At 60.2% G+C, this 21,086-nt stretch carries 19 protein-coding genes; 8 read left to right on the forward strand and 11 right to left on the reverse strand.

From position 1 onward, the window contains the following. The 5 genes from Q2T52_RS04570 to Q2T52_RS04590 all read right to left on the reverse strand — a co-directional run bounded on the left by Q2T52_RS04570 (nucleotide 1) and on the right by Q2T52_RS04590 (nucleotide 4,758). The gene (locus tag Q2T52_RS04570) at nucleotides 1-1,410 is read right to left on the reverse strand and encodes an aspartate aminotransferase family protein (RefSeq protein ID WP_302075474.1); all 1,410 of its coding nucleotides are present in this window, start codon (nucleotides 1,408-1,410) and stop codon (nucleotides 1-3) included. A 14-nt stretch (nucleotides 1,411-1,424) separates the two neighbouring features. Then, nucleotides 1,425-2,111, reverse strand: a complete 687-nt coding sequence (locus tag Q2T52_RS04575; RefSeq protein WP_302075475.1) for an MtnX-like HAD-IB family phosphatase — start codon at nucleotides 2,109-2,111, stop codon at nucleotides 1,425-1,427. A gap of 116 nt (nucleotides 2,112-2,227) precedes the next feature. Further along, nucleotides 2,228-3,610 carry a sensor histidine kinase gene (locus Q2T52_RS04580; protein WP_302075476.1) on the reverse strand — a complete coding sequence of 461 codons (1,383 nt, stop codon included), beginning with the start codon at nucleotides 3,608-3,610 and terminating at the stop codon, nucleotides 2,228-2,230. A gap of 6 nt (nucleotides 3,611-3,616) precedes the next feature. Further along, nucleotides 3,617-4,273 carry a response regulator transcription factor gene (locus tag Q2T52_RS04585; RefSeq protein ID WP_302075477.1) on the reverse strand — a complete coding sequence of 219 codons (657 nt, stop codon included), beginning with the start codon at nucleotides 4,271-4,273 and terminating at the stop codon, nucleotides 3,617-3,619. A gap of 125 nt (nucleotides 4,274-4,398) precedes the next feature. Continuing rightward, nucleotides 4,399-4,758, reverse strand: a complete 360-nt coding sequence (locus Q2T52_RS04590; protein ID WP_302075478.1) for a hypothetical protein — start codon at nucleotides 4,756-4,758, stop codon at nucleotides 4,399-4,401. A gap of 548 nt (nucleotides 4,759-5,306) precedes the next feature. Between Q2T52_RS04590 and Q2T52_RS04595 the strand changes: the two genes are divergently transcribed. Beyond that, nucleotides 5,307-6,344, forward strand: a complete 1,038-nt coding sequence (locus Q2T52_RS04595) for a LacI family DNA-binding transcriptional regulator (protein WP_302075479.1) — start codon at nucleotides 5,307-5,309, stop codon at nucleotides 6,342-6,344. Between the two features lie 4 nt (nucleotides 6,345-6,348). Here the strand turns inward: Q2T52_RS04595 and cysN are convergent, their stop codons facing one another. From cysN to Q2T52_RS04610, 3 genes are all read right to left on the reverse strand, one after another. Next, entirely contained in the window at nucleotides 6,349-7,842 is a 1,494-nt protein-coding gene (cysN, locus tag Q2T52_RS04600) for a sulfate adenylyltransferase subunit CysN (protein WP_302075480.1), read from the reverse strand. Then, nucleotides 7,842-8,795, reverse strand: a complete 954-nt coding sequence (gene cysD, locus Q2T52_RS04605) for a sulfate adenylyltransferase subunit CysD (protein WP_302075481.1) — start codon at nucleotides 8,793-8,795, stop codon at nucleotides 7,842-7,844. The genes cysN and cysD overlap by 1 nt, the downstream gene beginning before the upstream one ends. Before the next feature lie 169 nt (nucleotides 8,796-8,964). Further along, nucleotides 8,965-9,711, reverse strand: coding sequence for a phosphoadenylyl-sulfate reductase (locus Q2T52_RS04610; protein ID WP_302075482.1), 747 nt, complete (start codon nucleotides 9,709-9,711; stop codon nucleotides 8,965-8,967). 357 nt (nucleotides 9,712-10,068) lie between these two features. Between Q2T52_RS04610 and Q2T52_RS04615 the strand changes: the two genes are divergently transcribed. From Q2T52_RS04615 to Q2T52_RS04645, 7 genes are all read left to right on the forward strand, one after another. Continuing rightward, entirely contained in the window at nucleotides 10,069-10,518 is a 450-nt protein-coding gene (locus tag Q2T52_RS04615; RefSeq protein WP_302075483.1) for an RrF2 family transcriptional regulator, read from the forward strand. Nucleotides 10,519-10,752: 234 nt separating this feature from the next. Further along, a complete protein-coding gene (locus Q2T52_RS04620) occupies nucleotides 10,753-11,775 on the forward strand; it encodes a sulfate ABC transporter substrate-binding protein (protein WP_302075484.1) in 1,023 nt (340 codons plus the stop codon). 100 nt (nucleotides 11,776-11,875) lie between these two features. After that, nucleotides 11,876-12,727, forward strand: coding sequence for a sulfate ABC transporter permease subunit CysT (gene cysT, locus Q2T52_RS04625; protein ID WP_302075485.1), 852 nt, complete (start codon nucleotides 11,876-11,878; stop codon nucleotides 12,725-12,727). Next, on the forward strand, nucleotides 12,720-13,580 hold the full coding sequence (gene cysW, locus Q2T52_RS04630) for a sulfate ABC transporter permease subunit CysW (RefSeq protein WP_302075486.1): 861 nt from the start codon (nucleotides 12,720-12,722) through the stop codon (nucleotides 13,578-13,580). Before cysT ends, cysW begins: the two co-directional genes overlap by 8 nt. A gap of 15 nt (nucleotides 13,581-13,595) precedes the next feature. Further along, nucleotides 13,596-14,636 (forward strand): sulfate/molybdate ABC transporter ATP-binding protein, encoded by a 1,041-nt coding sequence (locus Q2T52_RS04635; RefSeq protein ID WP_302075487.1) that lies wholly within the window; start codon nucleotides 13,596-13,598, stop codon nucleotides 14,634-14,636. Nucleotides 14,637-14,962: 326 nt separating this feature from the next. Further along, the gene (locus tag Q2T52_RS04640; protein WP_302075488.1) at nucleotides 14,963-15,316 is read left to right on the forward strand and encodes a hypothetical protein; all 354 of its coding nucleotides are present in this window, start codon (nucleotides 14,963-14,965) and stop codon (nucleotides 15,314-15,316) included. Further along, on the forward strand, nucleotides 15,313-16,668 hold the full coding sequence (locus tag Q2T52_RS04645; protein WP_302075489.1) for a virulence factor family protein: 1,356 nt from the start codon (nucleotides 15,313-15,315) through the stop codon (nucleotides 16,666-16,668). The genes Q2T52_RS04640 and Q2T52_RS04645 overlap by 4 nt, the downstream gene beginning before the upstream one ends. On the opposite strand, the gene Q2T52_RS04650 is transcribed toward Q2T52_RS04645, so the two are convergent. The 3 genes from Q2T52_RS04650 to Q2T52_RS04660 form a co-directional block, all read right to left on the reverse strand. After that, nucleotides 16,657-18,015, reverse strand: a complete 1,359-nt coding sequence (locus Q2T52_RS04650; RefSeq protein ID WP_302075490.1) for a chloride channel protein — start codon at nucleotides 18,013-18,015, stop codon at nucleotides 16,657-16,659. The genes Q2T52_RS04645 and Q2T52_RS04650 overlap by 12 nt on opposite strands. 169 nt (nucleotides 18,016-18,184) lie before the next feature. Then, on the reverse strand, nucleotides 18,185-19,411 hold the full coding sequence (locus Q2T52_RS04655; RefSeq protein WP_302075491.1) for a DUF1501 domain-containing protein: 1,227 nt from the start codon (nucleotides 19,409-19,411) through the stop codon (nucleotides 18,185-18,187). A gap of 2 nt (nucleotides 19,412-19,413) precedes the next feature. Next, nucleotides 19,414-21,015, reverse strand: coding sequence for a DUF1800 domain-containing protein (locus tag Q2T52_RS04660; RefSeq protein ID WP_302075492.1), 1,602 nt, complete (start codon nucleotides 21,013-21,015; stop codon nucleotides 19,414-19,416). Nucleotides 21,016-21,086 lie beyond the last annotated feature (71 nt).

Here is a 21,086-nt window from a genome sequence, read left to right on the forward strand (position 1 = left end):
TTATCTCCGCTCGGCGCGCGTCAGCAGCTGGTCGAGCAGGTTGAGAGCCAGATCGATTTCCGAATGGGAAATCATCAGGTTCGGCGCCAGCGTGATGACGTTTTTGTGGTAGCCGCCGACATCGAGCACGAGGCCGTGCTTCTTGCCGTCGACCAGCATGTCGCCCTTCATGCCTTCGTCAGACATCCAGTCGAGCGTGGCCTTGTCCGGCGTGAAGCCGTCTTCCTTGCAGATTTCCATGCGCAGCGCGAGACCGAGGCCATCGACGTCGCCGACGATCGGGTGACGCTTCTGCAGCTCTTTCAGGCCGTCCAGGAAGCGTGCGCCCTTTTCCATGACGGTGGCGCCAAAATCGTTCTCGCTGACCATCTTCAGGGTCTCGAGTGCGACGGCGGTACCCATCGGGTTGGACGCAAAGGTGGAGTGCGTGGAGCCGGGCGGGAAGATCGTCGGGTTGATCATTTCCTCGCGGGCCCAGATGCCGGACAGCGGGTTCAGACCATTGGTGATTGCCTTGCCGAACACCAGCACGTCAGGCGAGATGCCGAAATGCTCGACCGACCACAGCTTGCCGGTCCGGTAGACGCCCATCTGGATTTCATCGACGACGAGCAGGATGCCGTGATCGTCGAGGATCTTCTTGAGGCCGGTGAAGAAGTTCATCGGCGGAATGACGTAGCCGCCCGTGCCCTGAATCGGCTCGATGTAGAAAGCGGCATATTCAGACTTGCCGGCCTTCGGATCCCAGACGCCGTTATATTCGCTCTCGAACAGGCGGGCGAACTTCTGCACGCAGTATTCGCCGTATTCTTCCTTCGACATGCCCTTCGGGCCGCGGAAGTGGTAGGGGAATTCGATGAACTGCGCGCGCTCGCCGAAATGGCCGTAGCGGCGACGGTAACGGTAGCTGGACGTGATGGAGGTCGCACCCAGCGTGCGTCCGTGATAGCCGCCTTCGAAGGCGAACATCAGGCTCTTGCCGCCGGTATAGTTGCGCACCAGCTTCAGCGAGTCTTCGATGGCCTGCGAGCCGCCGACGTTGAAGTGAACGCGGCCCTTGTAGCCGAACTTGGCTTCCGCATCGCGAGCGATGAGCGCTGCAAGCTCGACCTTTTCGCGGTGCAGGTACTGGGAGGCGACCTGCGGCAGGCGGTCCAGCTGGCGATGAGCGGCGTTGTTCAGGCGCTCGTTGCGGTAACCGAAATTGACGGCCGAATACCACATCTGAAGATCGAGGAAGGGCGTGCCCGTGCTGTCATAGACATAGGAGCCTTCGCAGGTTTCGAAGAACTTCGGGTGGTCGGTGTAGTGAACGGTATCGCCATGGGAGCAATAGGTCTGCTCCAGAGCGCGAAGTTCATCCTCGCTCGCGACAGCGGGGGCTTCGGCAAGCTTCAGCGTTGCAGGCATGTGTTTCCTCTTTCTCAGGCAGTTTTTGTAACCGCGCGCGCTTCCACGGGCCGCGGTTCATTCCGGGTCAGCATCCGGACGGTCGAAAGGACCTCGTTAAATCCGGTATAGGCCACGAACGGGATGCGATTTTCTTCGCAATAGGTGATGAGCGTCGCCTTGGCGAAGACGAGTTGTGCTTCATGCGACACGCAGAAGTCGCTGCGGCTGTCGCCGACATAGATGTGCTCGCCGCTATAGGCGCCGAGTACGCGGCACTTGCAGACGCCCGATGCGGGCGTGCAGCCTTCGCTGGCATAGGGGAAGGCGAGATCGAAACGGGCTTCGCCGCCTTCCACCGTGCGCATCATGCGGTTTGCAATGATTTCAACGCCGGTGATGCCGTGATTGGCCAGAATGCGGCGGATGAAATAGTCGACGCCATCGCTGACGATGGTGATGCCGATCTGCTTCTCGTCGCAGAATTTCTTGAATGCGAGGAATCCCTGGTCGATCTCGATGGTATCGAGAAAGGCGTCCAGCTCTTCAATGTCGGCGCGCAGAAGCTTCACCTGCGCCTTCATGCACTGGCGGGAATTGATCTCGCCGCGCTCCCAGCGTGCTTCGACATCGTGCCATTCCGGCAGAGCAAAGCGGTCCAGAACCAGATCGGTCACATCTTCCTTGGAGATGGTGCCGTCAAAATCACAGAACGCTTTCATCAAGAAGACCCCTCATTACGTTAACGAGGGGTTTATGCCTGTGTCCTGATGGGAGGATTAGGTGAAACTGAAGCCAAACTGAATTGCCGAATTTTCTTGTGGACCGCCCGTTCGTCCTAAGATGATACGACTTCCGCGGGGGTGGGCGGAATATCCAAGTCTACGCGAAGGCCGTTCCCCCAGGGCGAGCTTCCCAAGCTGATCTGGATCGAAAGGCGTTCGGCAATGCCCGCGACGATCGCAAGTCCAAGGCCGGTGCCCTGACGGTCCATATCCAGTCGGTGAAATTGCTGGAACACGGCGGCCCGGTGTTCCGGGGCGATCCCGGGCCCGGCATCGCAGACGGAGAGCCTGAAATGGCCCCCGCCATGGTCCTCGATACTGAGCTGGAGCCGACTGCCATCCGGCGAATATTTGATGGCATTGTCGACGATATTGTCCAGCAGCATGCGCAAAAGCATGCCGTCGCTTTCCACTGTGGCGTCTTCGTCGCCCACCAGTTCCACCTGAAAATTGCGGCTCGTCAGCAGCATGCCGAAATCGGCAACGCAGGAGGCCGCGATATTGTGCAGGTTGATTTCTTCCAGACGCAAGGCCTGATGGCTGACACGCGCCAGGTTGAGCATCTGTTCGATGAGATGCATGGCGCGGTCGTTGCTCGCTACCAGATCGCGCATCAAGGCACGGCGCTCGTCTTCCGTATCGGCCTTATCCAGCATTTGCAGCAAGAGCTTGATGCCGGCCTGCGGCGTGCGCAACTGATGCGCGGCGAGATCGGAAAAGCGGCGCTCCAACGTCAACGACATCTTCAGCTTTTCGAGAAACTGGTTGAGCGAGGCTGCAAGCGGCACCAGATCGCGCGGCAGGTCTTCCTTCGGCAGCGGCGTCAGGTCATCGGGGCTGCGCGAGCGTATCTGGCGAACGAGATCGCCGATGTGGCTCAGCCCATTGTTGATCACGACCCAGATCAGACCTGCGACTGCGGGGATGAGGACGCCGAGCGGCAGGAACAGGTTGAGGAGGATGTTCTCGACCAGATCCTCGCGCAACTCGATGTCTTCCGCCACCTCAATGACGATGTCGTTGTCAGGGATCGGCAGCGAATAAACGCGCGACAGGTCACCATCGTAGGTGAAGTTCGAAAAGCCGGGATGAAACTTCGGGACCGATTCGGGAAAAGCATTGCTGCTGACGAATTTGAGCTTGCTGCCTTTCCACACGCGGAAGGAATGCGCTTCTGCATAATCGGCTGCATCTTCGTTGAGCGCCAGCTGGTCATCCATATCGAGATCCGGCACCTGGATGGTGTGCGCCGTTCTGGATCGCGTCAGCGGGCGTTCGAGAAGCGCCCAGAGAACATTGGCATCGTTGAGCAGTTGCGCGTCGTAGATCGTGTTGATTTCGCGCGTGGCGCTTCGATAAGCAAACAGGCCCACGAGGCCGATCGTGATGATCAGCGTTGGCAGGATGCGCAGGAAAAGTCGTTGGGAGAGCGTCAAGACCGTCTACCGCTCGATCATGTAGCCGACACCCCGGATCGACTTGATGAAATCCGTTCCGAGCTTCTTGCGCAGATTGTAGACTGCCACCTCGATCGTGTTACTCTCCTTCATCGCTTCGGTGTCGTAGAGCGCATATTCGATATCGCTCTTGGTCACGTAACGGCCACTGCGCTCCATCAGAAGCCGCAGCAGGTGAAACTCCTTCGAAGGCATGTGCAATTGCTGGCCGTTCTGGCGCACAACCATGGCGGCGGGGTCAAGCTCCACGCTGCCGCATTTGAGGGTGGTTTCCGTGCGACCTTCCCGGCGGCGCACCAGTGCGCGAACGCGGGCGAACAGCTCATCAAGATCGAAGGGCTTGACCAGATAATCATCGGCCCCTTCGTCCAGCCCCTCGACGCGGCTTTTGACGCTATCAAGGGCTGTCAGCATCAGGATTGGCAGCTTGTCACCGCGCAGTCGGATAGCGCGTACAATATCGAAGCCGCTCATTTTCGGAAGGTTCACATCCAGAATGGCGAGCGCATAATCGTTGTCACGTGTGGCCGAAAGGCCTGCCTCACCCTCTCTAAACCAGTCTACGCCATAGGCATGCTTCTCGAATGCCTTTTTCAGCGAAGAACCCAGGATCTGATCGTCTTCCACCAGTAATATGCGCAATTCCGTTCCTCACAGGATGAACGCTGGACAGGGGAGCGCAATTGCCGGGAAAAGTAAATGGCTTGCCTGTTCTCCAACGCAATGCGGCGCCCGTAGGCGCCGCAAGATCCACTGACAAAGTGCTGTTAGTCCTGCGTCAGCAATTCCGTGCAGTAGCTCGGCCCCTTGGCGCCTGGGCGATCGCCGACGACCTGGATCGAGGTGATGCGATATTCGGTATCGACCGTGATCTGTGCAGAGCAGCTGACATTGGCAGACCCGCCGGACTGTGTCTTGATGCGCTTGAAGCCGCCGCGCCAGTTATAGACGGTCTGCGAGCTCGAAGTCACGTCGCTGTAAGGCGGGCTGTAGCGGGCAAAGAAGGCGCCTGCGGACTTGCCTTTCCAGCGCATTTCAATGGGGCTGGTCGCGGGCGTAATAGCAGCCGTCGTACAAGCGGAAAGTACGCCAGCCATGGCAGCGAGCGCAAACAAGCGTTTGATCATGTCCTGTCACCCTTTTCGGTCAACGCAGATTAGCACGCGCGAGAATCGCCGCGTGCCGTCTTGTGTGCCCCTATTAAGCTGCGGACACGGATTTGCCAGCCGTCAGGTGCTGAGAACCTTTCGTTCAACGATAAAAAATTGCGTATTTTGCTTTTTTGTCACGTTTCCACTTTGTGGATTTATGGTTGTATTGGTAATGAAAATATTTAATAATGGTTGCATATGAGGGATGAGAGCCAAGAATAACGGCCTGACAAGGGGAGTCTGTAAAATCGCTTCAAGTCGATACTGGAAAACATTGAGTGGATGACGGCCGCTCTTTGTTATGAATAAGTATTGATCAAATTTATTTCTCATTGCTCTTTTATTATGGAATATATTCTTTGATAAAAATTGGAATGGATTTGTGTATTTTTTTTAATGTATGACTTTTCTAAAGTATATATTGCGCAGGCGCGTTTTACCGTGAATAATTTTATTCAGAAGAGTTTGTAAAGCGAATCATAACTCATTACGCACAATCCGCGATGTCGTCAGGAGTGGAATATATGGGTGTGAAAAGAGGACGTAGCGAACGGACGACACTGGTGGACGTTGCAAGCCGCGCGGGTGTGAGCGCCATCACCGTGTCCCGCGTCCTGCGGGAGCCGGAAAAGGTTTCCAGCAGCCTCAGGCAGCGCATTCTCGAACTGATCGATGACATGGGGTACGTGCCGGATCAGGCAGCCCGCGCGCTGGCCAGCCGGCACAACAGCACTTTTGGCGTTCTTGTACCCTCACTCACCAACCGGGCCTTCATCAGCTTCATGCAGGGCATAGAGGAGCGGGTGCGCGACACGCATTTCCGCATTCAGTATGCCAATACCCATAACAGTCGCGATGAAGAGCAACGCCAGGTCAAGCTCCTGATGTCCCAAAACACGGCCGGAATCATTCTTGCGGGCCTAGAAGGGGTGGAGGCGGTCAATGAACTTGTTCGCCGTGCAAGCTGTCCGGTCGTGCAGGTGGTTGATGTCGGCCTGCAGACACCCGGCGTCGGCATCGCTGTCGATCATTCGGATGCCGCAGCGGCGGCTGTCAGGCATATGATTGCTTGCGGTTACAAGCGGATCGGCCTCGTGGGTGGTTCGCTCGATGAACGCGGAAGACGGCGAACCGACGGCTACTCCCGCAGCATGGTGCAGGCTGGCCTTTACGACCCCAACCTTATCCACCACGAAAACGCGACACCTACGACCCAGATGGGCTGTCGGCTGCTGCGCCGCCTAATGCGCATCTGTCCGGATGTCGATGCCGTCTTCTGTGAAAACGATGATCTTGCGCTTGGCGTTCTGTTCGAGTGTCAGCGCCTGGACAAAAAGGTGCCGGATGAATTCGGCATCTGCGGCTACAATGATCTTGATTTTGCCTCGGTGACCGAGCCACCATTGACGACCGTGCGCATACCGCTCTTCGAGATGGGCTTCCGTGCCGCGGATGCTCTGGTGCGCGGCGTCGACGGGCGCCCCTCGGAACCCAATACGATCAATCTCGGCTATGAGCTGATTGAACGCCGCACGCTGCGGCGTCCAATAGGACAGCAGTAAGAGGTCAGGCTTCCAGATCTTTCATCAGGTCGGCTGCTCTTGCCGCACTGACGCGCCTTACGTCCGCCTCGTCGCGGCGTGCGGCGAAGATCTCTGTCGACATCAACTGATCGGCAAGATCGGCAGGCAACGACAGCACCACACGCTGACCGTCCCGGTGAGCAGCGTCGGCCTGCGAACGCTTAGCAGTGATCATGCCGCCAGCCACCGTATTCAGCGTATCCGGATCAATCAGGATGAATGCGCCGGTCGAGCGGTTCTGTTCATAGATGTCGAAGATCGCCGTCTCATCAAAGGAGAGCAGCACCTTGCCGATGGCGTTCATGGCAAGTGTGTCTTCATGCGTCTTCCACTTGCCGCTGGAAAGCTCCAGCTGCGAAAGCGGTGCCACGCTCACACGCTGGCGGCGGCTGCCGCTCTTCAGCCAGTAGCGCTTGCCTGGCTCGATGCCGCCAGCCTGAAGTGCCACGATCTGCGCGTCGAAATGATGGCCGGTGAGCGGCTGCGCGTCGATGGAAACAATCATGTCGCCGCGTGAGACATCCACCTGCCGGTCGAGCACGAGCGTGATGGCATCGCCGGCTACGGCGGCATTGCGGACGAGATCGAAGGTGACGATCTGCTTCACATTGGCCACCATGCCCGAGGGCAGCACCACGACGGAATCGCCGGGGCGCACTGCACCGCCGGCCACGGTTCCCTGATAACCGCGGAAGCTTTCACCGGGGCGAGAGACACGCTGCACGGGAAGGCGGAAGCCTCCCGTCTGAGCGGAGCGCGTCGTTGCAAGCTCCAGGGTCTCGATCAGCGTCGGCCCCTCATACCAAGGCATGGCGGAATGACCGCTCAACACGACGTTCTCGCCCTTGAGGGCCGACATCGGGATCGCCGTGATCTGGCGCACGCCAAGCGTTGCCGCCAGCTCCTTGAAGTCATGGGCGATCTTTTCGAAGATCGCCTTGTCATAGCCGACGAGATCGATCTTGTTCACCGCCAGCACGAACTGGCGGATGCCCATCAGCGCCGCGATCGTAGCATGCCGGCGGGTCTGTTCCAGAATGCCGGTGCGGGCATCGGTGAGCAGCACGGCGAGATCGGCAGTGGAAGCGCCGGTTGCCATGTTGCGGGTATATTGTTCATGGCCGGGGGTATCGGCGACGATGAAGGAGCGTCGATCGGTGGAGAAGTAGCGATAGGCCACATCGATGGTGATGCCCTGTTCGCGCTCCGCCTGCAGGCCATCCAGCAGCAGGGCGAAATCCGGCAGGCCGAGATCGTTCTGCGCACCGCTGTCGCGTTTCAGCGTGGCGGCCTGGTCTTCCTTCACTGCCTTGGTGTCCCAGAGCAGGCGGCCGATCAGCGTCGACTTTCCGTCATCGACGGAACCGCAGGTGATGAGACGAAGCGGGCGCGTATCACGCGCGGCGCGCTGCGGTTCTGCAAACGGAAGGATGGTGGCGGAAGCGCCGCTACCGCTGTGATCGTTGTAAGAGGTCATCAGAAATATCCTTCGCGCTTCTTCTTTTCCATTGAGCCGGCCTGATCGCGATCGATCGCGCGGCCCTGGCGTTCGGAAACCGTCGCGATTTCCAGTTCGGCAATCACCTCGTCGAGGGTCGATGCGGTGGAGCGGATACCACCGGTCAGCGGCCAGCAACCGAGCGTGCGGAAGCGCAACATGCCTTCCTGCACCTGTTCGCCGGGAAGAGCTTCGAAGCGGGGATCCTCCGCCCACATCAGCATGCCATCGCGTTCCACGAACTTGCGCGGCTTGGCAAAGTAGAGTGGCGGAAGCGGAATGTTTTCCGCCTGGATGTAGCGCCAGATATCGACTTCCGTCCAGTTGGAGAGCGGGAAGGCCCGCACGCTTTCGCCGCGGCGAACCATGCCGTTATAGATGTTCCACAGTTCCGGGCGCTGGTTGCGCGGATCCCATTTATGGTCCGGCGTGCGGAAGGAATAGATGCGTTCCTTGGCGCGGGATGCTTCCTCGTCACGACGGGCGCCACCGAAGGCGGCGTCATACTGGCCGAGATCCAGAGCCTGGCGCAGAGCCTCGGTTTTCATGACGTCGGTATGGTACGAAGAGCCGTGGGTGAAGGGCGAAATCCCCTCCGATGCGCCGCGCGGGTTGGTATGGACGACGAGATTGAGACCGAACGCCTCGGCCATCTCATCGCGAAACGCGATCATTTCCGGAAACTTCCAGCCGGTGTCGATATGCAGGAGCGGGAAGGGGATTTTTCCCGGATAGAAGGCCTTGCGGGCGAGATGCAGCAGGACGGAGGAGTCCTTGCCGATCGAATAGAGCATGACCGGGCGCTCGAACTCCGCCGCCACTTCGCGGAAGATGTGGATCGCTTCGTTTTCCAACGCCTTCAGATGCGGATCGAGCGGTGGCTTGGCTGCCTTGTCCTTGGACTGGGGATCGAATTCGGTATGGGATTGCATCGGCTTGTCTGTCCTTGTGGCCGCATCCGGCGGCATGTCTGTTCCTGCGCCCTTCATCCGGCTGCCGCCACCTTCTCCCCGCCAGCGGGGAGAAGGGACCTGCCTCGCCGTCCTCGTCCCCTCTCCCCGTTCAACGGGGAGAGGGTTAGGGTGAGGGGCAAATTCGGTCTCAATTGGCTGCGGGGATTGTCGAAGACGCGGCGGGTTCCGGTACATGCAGGCCGCACTCGCGTTTCTCGTCGTTTTCCCACCACCATCGGCCGGCGCGTTCGGGTTCGCCGGGCTTGATGGCCCTGGTACACGGCTCGCAGCCGATCGACGGATAACCACGCGCATGCAGCGGGTTAACCGGAATGCCGTCGCGGGCAACTTCGGCCCGGATGGCTTCGATATCCCAATCCGCCAGAGGGTTGATCTTGATGAGGTTGCGTTCAGCGTCGAATTCCGCGAACGGCGTCGTCGCGCGGTTGCCGGACTGGCCGCGGCGAAGGCCGGTGATCCACACCTCGGCACCAGCCAAAGCGCGCGCCAGCGGCTTCAGCTTGCGCACATGACAGCAGGCATGGCGGGCTTCAACACTGTCGTAGAAGCCGTTCAGGCCGTAGCGCCGGGCATAGTTGTCGATGTCGTCCTGTTCCGGATGGAACCGCTGAATGGTGATGCCGAAACGTTCTTCCGTCTCGTCGATCAACGCTGCAGTCTCGGGAAACAGCCGTCCCGTCTCCAGCGTCGAAACATCGATCGGCAGCCGATGGTTGGCGATGGCCGCCGTGATCAGTTGGTCCTCGATGCCGAGGCTGGTTGTGAAGACGGCACGACCAATCTGCGCCGCAAGCGCAAGGCGGCCTGCCAGATCCAGCGATGCCAGTTCGGCATCAAGCGAGGATACGTCCTTCGGGGGCTGCTGGGTGGTCATGATACTCTCTCGTTTCGTTACTCCGTTATCGCAGAGGCGCTATGAGTGCGCGAGAAACAGGGGTTTGAAGCTTGAGAGGTTGAGAGCAAATATCTCTCCAAATTCGCCCGCTTTCAGAAAACTTCCCCGTATTAAGCACGCGCGCGAATTTTGGCTTGTTCTGCCGGGCGATCCATTTGTGTTCCTGCGGGTTTTGCGGTAGTTGCGGACATGTGCTGGCAAAGCATCTCCTCCAGAGCGGAGGACTTGTCCTGGCCTGCGCTCAAATCCTTCCTGAAGCCTCGATCGCGTCGCTTGATGCCGTCGTTTCCGGCCACCGGAAGGCGATCCCGTTCGTGCACGCTTGATGGTAGCCTGATGATCTCGCAGAGAGCGAAATACGCATTGAGAGCGCTGACCGCGCTGGCGCAGTCCGACCCGGACCGCCCGATGTTGATTTCCGAAATCGCGACGCAGCAGGCTATCCCGAAGAAATTCCTCGAACAGATCCTTCTTGACCTCAAGCGCAACGGCTTTGTGGAAAGCCGGCGCGGCAAGCAGGGCGGCTATCTGCTGCTGAAGCCCGCTGATGAAATCACCTTCGGCGAGGTTCTGCGCCTGATCGACGGGCCGATCGCACCCCTGCCTTGCCTCTCCATCACCGCCTATCGTCGCTGCGAGGATTGCGACGGCGAGCACCTGTGCGAGATCCGCCACGTCTTTGCCCGCGTGGCCGAAGCCACCCGCGACGTGCTGTTCAAAACCAGCATCGCCGATGCTGTCGGTGGGGTTGAGGATGCCAAGGCTACCGAGCTGATGAGCGCCTAACTCGTCGTTTTGCGAAAAAATCTTCTGCGGCAAAGGGCAAATCAGGCCGACTGGCCGGATAGACTTTGCACTCCCGCTTGCTTTCGCGAATATATCTTCCGTGATCGGTAGATCACCCACGGCATTCTTTGCCCTGTTCAATGGCGGGGGGAAACAGTTTTGCCTTCTTTCTGCCACGCATTGACCAACTCGACCCGTCCAGTAGACATTACGGGCATTCGACTGGAGGTTCTCATGCGCAATTTCATCCAAGGACTGGGCGTCTTGGCCCTTGGCGTTTCGCTGATCGCAGGTGCTGCGGCGCCGGCATTTGCCGACACCAAGCTTCTCAACGTTTCCTATGACCCGACCCGCGAGTTCTACAAGGAGTTCAACGCTGCCTTTGCCAAGGACTGGAAGGCGAAGACGGGCGAGACGGTCACCATCCAGCAGTCGCATGGCGGTTCCGGCGCGCAGGCCCGCTCCGTCATTGATGGCCTCGATGCCGATGTCGTAACCTTGGGCGTGGAAAGCGATATCGACGCCATCGCCTCGAAGACGAAGAAGATCCCGGCTGACTGGCGCAAGCGTCTGCCGAATGCTTCCGCGCCCTATACATCCACAGTCGTTTTCCTCGTGCGCAAGGGCAATCCGAAGGGCATCAAGGACTGGGGTGATCTGGTGAAGGATGGCGTTCAGATCATCACGCCGAACCCGAAGACCTCGTCCGGTGGCCGCTGGAACTACATTGCTGCGTGGCTGTGGGCTGCGAAGCAGTATAATAATGACGATGCGAAGATTAAGGCCTATATCGCCGACATCTACAAGCACTCGCCGGTGCTCGATACCGGTGCGCGCGGCTCGACGGTGACCTTCGCACAGCGCCAGTTGGGTGACGTACTGCTCGCCTGGGAAAACGAAGCCTATCTCGCCAAGCAGGAATTCGGCGATGGCGATTTCGAGATCGTCGTGCCGAAGCTTTCGATCCTCGCAGAGCCGCCGGTGTCGCTGGTGGACGGCAATGCCGATGCCAAGGGCACCCGCAAAGTGGCGGAAGCCTATCTGAACTACCTCTATTCCGCCGAAGGCCAGACGCTGGCCGCCAAGTGGTTCTATCGCCCCTCCAAGCCGGAGCTGGTAAAGGCTGGCACGACGACCCTTCCCAAGGTTGATCTCGTCTCCATCGATGATCCGCTGTTTGGTGGCTGGAAGACGGCACAGGCCAAGCATTTCGATGATGGCGGCATCTTCGACCAGCTCTACAAGCCGGGCAAATAATCTCTCCAACAGCCTCCCAAGGCACTCTGGACAAGCCCCGGTGACAAGCCGGGGCTTGTCGCATGAGTAAAGACTGGCGATGATGGGGATAACCGGTTCTATGACGACAGGTAGTTTGATGAAAAACTGGCGCCAGCCGAGCGTCCTTCCAGGCTTCGGCCTGACCCTGGGATACACACTATTATATCTGACGCTGATCATCCTGGTGCCGCTCGCCGCGCTGGTCTGGCGTTCCACCGGTATCGGCTGGGGACCGTTCTGGGCGCTGGCCTTCGACCAGCGCACGCTTCTGGCGCTCAGGGTCAGCTTTGGCGCAGCACTGATTGCTGCGGCCATCAACGTCATCTTTGGTGTCGTCGTCGCCTGGGTGCTGGTGCGCTACCAGTTTCCGGGACGCCGGCTCCTGGATGCCATCATCGATCTGCCTTTCGCGCTTCCGACTGCCGTTGCCGGTATTTCGCTGGCGGCGCTTTATGCACCGAAGGGCTGGGTGGGGCAGATCTTTGCGCCGCTCGGCATCAAGATCGCCTTCACGCCGCTTGGCATCGTCATCGCGCTGATCTTCGTTGGCCTGCCTTTCGTGGTGCGCACGGTGCAGCCGGTCATGGCGGAACTGGATCGCGAACTGGAGGAGGCAGCCGCCACGCTGGGTGCCAACCGCCTGCAGACGCTGTCCATGGTCGTACTGCCGACGCTGGTGCCGGCGATCCTGACCGGCTTCGCACTCGCCTTCGCGCGTGCCGTCGGGGAATATGGTTCGGTGATCTTCATTGCGGGCAATGTGCCCTACGTGTCGGAAATCGCACCGCTCCTGATCGTGATCCGTCTGGAAGAATTCAATTATGCAGGCGCCACCTCGATCGCCTGCATCATGCTGATCATTTCGTTCGTGATGCTGCTGGTGATCAACATGCTGCAGATGTGGAGCCGCAGGAGGTATTCAAATGTCTGAGACCGCCTCCCGCTATCGCGATCCGGCCGGCGAAACCGCCTTCTGGCGGGTAATCCTGACTCTGATTGCGGTTGCCTTTCTGGGCATCGTCGTCGTGCTGCCGCTGGTGACCGTGTTTTACGAGGCCTTCCGCAAGGGGTCGGATGCTTTCTTCGAAGCGTTTCAGGAGCCCGACGCCATCGCGGCCATCCGCCTGACTCTGACGGTGGCAGCCATTGCCGTGCCGCTGAACCTTGTCTTCGGCGTGGCCGCGGCCTGGGCCGTTGCCAAGTTCGAATTCCGCGGCAAGACCTTCCTGGTCACGCTGATCGACCTGCCTTTCTCGATTTCACCTGTTATCTCCGGTCTGGTCTATGTGCTGCTGTTTGGCGCGCAGAGCTATCTTGGCCCGATCCTGAAATCGCAGGGCATCCAGATCATCTTCGCGCTGCCGGGCATGGTGTTGGCGACCATCTTCGTGACCTTCCCCTTCATTGCCCGCGAATTGATCCCCCTGATGGAAGAGCAGGGCACGGGCGATGAAGAGGCAGCCCTTTCGCTGGGTGCCAGCGGCTGGCAGACCTTTTGGTACGTGACGCTGCCGAATGTGAAATGGGGCCTGCTCTACGGCGTGCTGCTCTGTAACGCGCGCGCCATGGGCGAGTTCGGTGCCGTCTCCGTCGTGTCGGGCCATGTGCGCGGCCTCACCGAGACCATGCCGCTGCATATCGAGATTCTTTATAACGAGTACAACTTCGCCGCCGCCTTTGCGGTCGCGACCCTGCTTGCACTGCTCGCCCTCGTGACGCTTGCGCTGAAGACCATTCTGGAACTGCGCTATGGCGATGAGATCGCGGCCGGACGGAAACACTGAGGAATTGCTGAGACTATGGACGTTAAGATCAAGAACATCCGCAAGGAATTCGCCCGCTTTCCGGCCCTGCATGATCTGTCGCTCGACATTGCCTCCGGTGAACTGATCGCGCTGCTCGGCCCTTCCGGTTCCGGCAAGACCACGCTTCTGCGCCTGATCGCCGGCCTGGAGCAGCCGACCGAGGGGAAGATCTTCTTCGGCGACCAGGATGCTTCGCTGAAAAGCGTGCAGGAGCGCAATATCGGCTTCGTTTTCCAGCACTATGCCTTGTTCCGCCACATGACGGTGGCTGAGAACATTGCCTTTGGCCTGAAGGTGCGCCCCTCGGCGACGCGCCCGCCCAAGGCGGAGATCCGCAGGCGCGTATCCGAGCTTCTCGACATGGTGCAGCTTTCGGGTCTCGAAAAGCGCTACCCGACGCAACTGTCGGGCGGTCAGCGCCAGCGCGTGGCGCTGGCGCGTGCCATGGCGATCGAGCCGAGCGTGCTTCTGCTGGACGAACCCTTCGGTGCGCTGGATGCCAAGGTTCGCAAGGAACTGCGCCGTTGGCTCCGGGAGTTCCACGATCGCACGGGCCACACGACAGTTTTCGTCACGCACGACCAGGAAGAGGCGCTGGAATTGGCTGACCGCGTGGTTGTCATGAGCCAAGGCAGGATCGAGCAGGTCGGCTCCGCCGATGACGTCTATGACCGGCCGGGCTCGCCCTTCGTCTTCTCCTTCATCGGGGAAAGCGCGGAACTTCCCGTCACGCTCTCTTCGGGCCAGATCATCTTCCAGGGTCACCCAATTGGCGCTGCAGAACCCGGCGAGGGGGAGGGTAAGCTCTTCTTCCGCCCGCAGGATGTCGTGCTGACAGATGAGCAGGATGCCCTGTTCGGCAAGGTTACAGCCTGCCGCCGTCTGGCGGGAACGCGGATTGCCGAGATCGACATTGCCAATCACGGCCATGCTTACCATGTCGAAATCGAGGTTCCCCTGGATGCTCCGGTGACGCTGGGTGCTGAATTGCGCTTCAGACCCACCCGCTGGAAGGTCTTTCTTGCCACACAGTAAACAAAATCGTGTGGAAAAAAGAATTACCACGCATTTCACCATCGCAATATGAGCATTGATCATAAGCATCCGTGGATGCTTAAAATTCACTCACAATCTGCTTGGAGATGCTGATTTTTTGGCCTTTCAGCCAGGGGGTGAGGAAATGTTTCTATTTGAGGCGGAATCGCGGCGCGCGCTACCTCCACAGGTAGAGCCTTTGTTCTTCAAAGACTTAGTGTTCACTTCTGCGAAACCTTGTCGCTTACCCCCGGATTCACTTTTGTGTGACATAAGACTGAAATCATGCAAGTGATATAGGCGGCCAAAAGCCAAAGGGGGCTGGGGTGACCAACCAGAGTGCAGAACGCGATCTCGCCACGAGGTTCGCGCCAGATGAGCTGCGTGAAGCTTCTCCGCAGAGCGAGGAGCAACAAGCCAAGCGTATGCCGCGCGGGGCGTCGGTTGCTCTTGCCTATACTGGAACTCTTCTGGTCACGCTCTCTGTCGCCGTCTACTTGTTTTTCGGAAATACGCTGATCGCCTTCCTGCGGGATGATGTGACGGATCTGTGGCTGCGTCCGCTAGCCCTGGTATTGATCGCATCTGCTTTGGCAGGTCTGTTCCGCTTCTTGAAATCGCTGCCGTACCCATCAATGCCTGTCTCCCTAGGGGGACTTATAGGAGTTCTGCGTCCATGATCCGGGTCATCACCGCCTGCCTGATGGTATTGTTGGCGGCAAGCGCATCCCGCCCGCCATTCGATACGGATACTCTGCCGGTCGATCGTGTGCTGATGCCCGCCAACAGGCCAGATGGCGTTGTGGTCCTTATCTCGGGGAAGGACGGGTGGTCCGAGAAGGAGCAGGATGTTGCGGACCAGTTGCTCAAGCGTCATGCCGTTGTGGTCGGCGTCGATCTGCAGGACTGGTATGAGAAGCTTGCGAGTAAGAAGAAGGATTGCCACTACCTGGTGGCTGATATCGAAAACCTGAACCGGCAGATCCATCGCTCCGCCGGCATGAACACCTACCGCACGCCGATCGTGGCAGGCATGGAAGATGGCGGGATGTTGGCGCTTGCCATTGCCGCCCAGACACCGGCCGCCACGATTGGTGCGACGGTTGCGGTGGACCCGAATGCCGTGGTGCCGCTGGAAACCGTGCTCTGCACGCCCGCCCCGAAGACTGCCGCAACCGGCGGCACGATCTATGGCCTGACCGATGGCGCTCTGCCTGATCCGGTGACCGTCAGCCTTGGCGAGACTGCATCCAAGGAAGGCCGCGACAACGTTGCCGCCATCAAGGCCAAGCATAGCGATATATGGGTGAAGGATCAGATGGATGGTTCTGCCGTCGATCGTCTGGCCCATGAAACCAAGGCCGCGCTCGACCGTATCCGCAAGTCCGGTTCGCCGCTCGACCTGCCGATCGTTGCGCTGGAAGCCACGCCGAAGCTGAACACCATGGCCGTGATCTATTCTGGCGATGGCGGCTGGCGCGATATCGACAAGCAGCTTGCCAATTATCTGCAGGAAGATGGCGTACCGGTCGTGGGCGTCGATGCGCTCCGCTATTTCTGGGAAGAGCGCAGCGTCGAACATACCGCTGCCGATCTCAGCCATATCATCGAAACCTACAAGAAGAAGTGGAAGGTCGATCACGTCATTCTGGTCGGCTACTCCTTCGGCGCCAACATTCTGCCGATTACCTACAACAATCTGCCGCCGCAGGATCGCGCTTCGGTGCAGATGCTCTCGCTGATCGCGCCCTCCCACAAGGCGGATTTCCAGATTTCCGTCATGGGCTGGTTCGGCGCGCAGGGGCAGGGCACGCATGGCGATCCGGCCGAACACATGGCGCAGATCGAGCCACGCAAAGTGCAGTGCATCTATGGTACGGCGGAAGCCGATGACAGTGCCTGCACCGGTGTCACCAACATCGCCGGCGTCCAGGTTCTGCCGCGCCCCGGTGGGCATCACTTCGATGGCGATTACCGTCCGCTTGCCAAAGCGATTATCGAACGCTCCAAGGCCCTTTCCCTAATGAACTGAGCCTTCCTTGGCCTCTCTCACATCCGCGCGTTGAGCGCGGATGACCTGGGCGAGGAAGGGCCGTGACAGGCCGTGATAGAGCGGCTCCGGCGAAATCAGCCGCGAGACGATATAGCCCAGCATCGCGGATGCCATGATCGGGATGACCGCCTGATGATCCCCCGTCATTTCGATGATGATCACGAAAGCCGTCATGGGCGCCTGCACCACGCCTGCGAAATAGCCGGCCATGCCCAGGATCGCGCCGAGCGCAATACTACTTCCCAACAGGCTGCCGATCGTGCCGCCGAGGCTGACGCCGACCGTCAGCGACGGGGCAAAGATGCCGCCGGGGATTCCCGATGTCATCGACAGGAAAGTCGTGGCAAACTTCTCCAGGAAGAACACAGGCGAGGGAAGTTCTCCGCGCAGAATGGCTTGAGACTGTTCATAGCCGGTCCCAAAAGTCTGGCCGCCGGAGAGAATGCCGATCAGGGCGACCGCAATACCGCAGGCGCCCGCCAGCATCAGCATGCGTTTCATCGGGGCGACATGCGCCCAGCGTCGCACCCGGCGATTGACGGAGAGTGCTGCTGTGCTGAAGGCTGCTCCCAATGCGCCACCACCGACGCCGCAGGCCAGCACCAGCAGCCAGTCCCGCCCCGTGGCAATCGTCACCGAGGTTTCGCCGAAATAGGTATAGCTGCCCACAAGCCCCAATGCCGCGAGGCCGGAGAGAATGACGGCCGTCAGCACCAGACCGTTTGCACGGCTCTCGAACGAGCGGCTCATTTCCTCGATCGCAAAGACAATGCCGGCGAGCGGCGTGTTGAAGGCTGCCGCAATACCGGCTGCCGAGCCAGCCAGGATAAGGCCGCGTGCCTGCGCCATGCCGCCGAAGCGGGCGCAGGCCAGCATGATGGAGGCACCCACCTGCACCGTCGGCCCCTCGCGGCCGATGGAGGCGCCACAGAACAGGCCGATGACCGTCAACAGGATCTTTCCCACCGCCAGCTTCAACGACAGAAGTGCCGAACGCGGGCCGTCACCATGCAGATGTCGTGCGGCGATTGCCTGGGGGATGCCGCTGCCCTGCGCATTCGGAAACACCCGCATGGCGAGATAGGCACAGAGCACGAAGCCAAGCGGCGTGATGGCGATCGGTAGTATGAAAGCGGCGGGATGAACGGCCAAAAGCATCTTGAACAGACGCTGCGCGTGATCGGCCGCCATGGCAAAGCCGACGCTGACCACGCCAATGGCAATCGCGCCGATCCAGAACACGATGCGCGGCTTCCACACTGACCAGGAACCGCGCATGACGCGCGAACGGCGATACATTCGGGATTTGCGATAGGCGATGGGCATGTCTGGGGGCACTCGCGGCAGGAAAGGGATAATCGTTTAAGAGCCTGCGCGCGTTCGAATGCAAGCAAAAATCACGTTTCGGAAAAGAGAGCCGCCAGCCTGAAATGCAGGAAGGCTGGCGGCAGAGCCTGATCTGTCCGGCGGTGGACAGGGTGAGGTTTTCACCCGCTTAGACGATCAGGCCCTTCATGGGCTGCACCTTTTCGGAACCGGGGAAGACCGCGCCAGCCAAATGGCCTGCGTCAGCACCGAGCAGATCAACCGCGATCCCCTTGACGACGGAGCGCAAGTCCGTAGTGGCTGCAAGATCGCGGCCTTCGAACAGCTGGTTGTCCTTCAGCCCCGGCCAGTCGGCGACCACGCGGCCGCCACGCACGGCACCACCGGCCAGAAAGGCGGTTGTGCCGGTACCGTGGTCGGTGCCATCTGTGCCATTGATGCGAGCAGTTCGGCCAAACTCAGTGGCAACCAGCACGACGGTATCCTTCCAGGCCGGACCCAGCTCCTGCTCGAAGGCCGCGAAGGAATTATCGAGCCCTGTCAGCAGCTTGGCCAGGCGATCGATCTCCTGCGCGTGGGTATCCCAGCCTTCGAAGGCGAGAGCTGCGACACGCGGACCATCCGGCTGTGCCAGCAGGCGGGCCGCGCCGCGTGCCATCTGCTCCATGCCGTTCGGGTCGCCGGGGCCACCCTTGGATTTCATGTCGAGGCCGGAGGCGATTTTGCCGGTCTCGATCCCCTGGATCAGCAGCTTGGACAAAAGCGGATCCGTCTTGCTGTAGAGATCCATCAGGCGCGGGGCGAGATCGCCATCGGCGGGACGCAGCACGGCAGGCGCCCAGCCGAGCACGGGTGCCTTGCCGCGCATGACGAGCGGCGCGGTTGCGCCAACCGCCAGACCACGCGATTTTTCTGCACTTCCCGGCGCGATCTTTTCGCCGGCGGCCAAGCCTTCCAGCATGCGGTTCATCCAGCCGGATTCCACATGGCCGGGCGTCGCAAAGCCGGATTCCAGCACATCCTGCCCATCGAAATGCGAACGTTCGCGATAGGGCGTGGAGCTGGCATGAATGACGGCGGCCTGCTTTGCCATAAAGAGCCGCTGGAAGTTCGGCATGGACGGATGCAGCGCAAAGAAGCCGTCCAGCGGCAGCGCCGGCTTGTCGCCATCGGTCCTGAGCGCAATCGACTGGCGCAGGCCCTCATAGCCGGGGTCGCCGACGGGCGGCACGGCGGTCAGGCCATCCAGCGCGCCGCGCAGGATGATGGTGATGAAGCGCGCGTCGCGCCCTTGGGCGGCTGTCGCGAATTTCGGCATGAAGGCCCAGGCAAACAGGGCTCCGGATACGCCAAGCACGGCGCGGCGGGTGGGGGAGGTGATATCTTCGCAGAGCATGGTTAGCGCCTCTGGAATTCGGGGGAAAGGAAAGCGAGCGAAATGCCTTGCGGGCGCGTTTCCGCACGCGAGATCGCCTGCAGCGTATCGGCGGTCAGAAGGGGGCCGAAGCGGTCGCCCGCAAAAGCACGGGGGTCGATCTGGCCCGGCACCTGATGGGCAAACATGTTTGCCGCATCAATGCGGGTGGCGAGTGCCTCCGAGGAGGCCCAGGCATCCGTAACATCGGAGAAACCGTTGGGACCTGCCGGGTTCCAGAAGGGCTGCCCCAGCGCGTTCAGCACCGAGAGGATCTGCTCCGGTTTCGGCTTGATGCCTGTCGTGCGCAGCATGGCCGCCACATATTCCTGGGGCATGCGCATCTTGGTCAGCGTCGGGTTCCAGGCTTCCTCTGCATCGACAAGCGCCTTGTAGACGGCGGAAAGATCGCCTTGCGTCTTGGTATAGGCGGCGGCGAGCTTCTGCACGAGGGCCGGTTGTGGCTGGTCGGAGACGAAGTGGCGCACCAGCTTGGTGGCGATGTGGCGGGCGGTCGCCGGATGGCGGGCCAGCGCACGAAGCGCATCGCGGCCCTGTTCCACGCCACCTTCGGCATAGGTCACGCCCATCACAGTGTGGTCGCCGGGTTCATGCGCATAGGTGTTGAACTGGAACTGGCCGAGCGGGCCGGGACGCTTTTCGTCCCGGTAGAAAGCCCAGCCGGTGATGATCCGGGCAAGTGATGTGACATCGGCCTGGCTATAGCCGCCATCGACGCCCAGCGTATGCAACTCCATGATCTCGCGGGCGAGGTTTTCGTTGAGACCACGCTTGCCGTTCTTGTTGGCAGGCGAATTGGGGCCGATGGACTGCTGGTTATCGAGGAAGACCAGCATGGCTGGATGCGTCTCCACCGCCAGCAGCATCTCCTCGAAATGCCCGAAGATATGCGGGCGAATGGCTTCACGCTCGAAGGCACCGGCCAGAATATGCACCTCGCCATTCTTGGAGGTCGCGATGGAGAAATGGTTGGCCCAGAACATGGCAAGCCGCTCGCCAAAGCCGATCAGCGGCTGGCGGATAGTGCCGTTGAACCGGGCATCCGCTTCCGCGAGCAGGATCTGCTGGGGAAAGTAGGGGCGCTTGGAAACCGGCGTCTCTGCCGCCTTCTTGTCCATCGGCTGCGGCTGCGGGGCACCGCCCTGCATCATGCCGCCATTGCCCATGGCGCCGTCCATACCGTTGGCGCCATCCTTTCCACCCATGCCGCCTTTGCCGCCCAGACCGCCTTTGCCTGCGGCGCCGCTGTTCATGTCGGTCGGCTGGGTGGAGCCAGCCGCCATGGCAGTGGCGGCTGCCGCACCTGCCTGGGTGACGGACGCTGCAGCGGCAGGTGGCCTGTCGCGTTCCGCTTTCACCTGGGCCTGGTAATCGAACAGGGCAATCAGCAGATCGGCGCTGGAGCGCAGCTGCGCACCGATCGGTGTTGGAACTGCGCGTTCCACGATCTCTTCTCGCAGAAGATCCCGGGGCGCTTCCTTGATGGCGGAAATGCTGCCTTCCGTCGCGCCGAGGCCGAAGCGCCACAGCGCCAATGCGGCATCGACATCTTTAGGATTTGACATGGCCGATACGAACTCCGTTGCATCATCGACCCTTCAACGACAGCGAAAAGGCAAATCCGTCGCTGCCCAAA

Source organism: Rhizobium oryzicola (genome assembly GCF_030504645.1).
GTDB classification, from domain to species: Bacteria; Pseudomonadota; Alphaproteobacteria; order Rhizobiales; family Rhizobiaceae; genus Neorhizobium; species Neorhizobium oryzicola.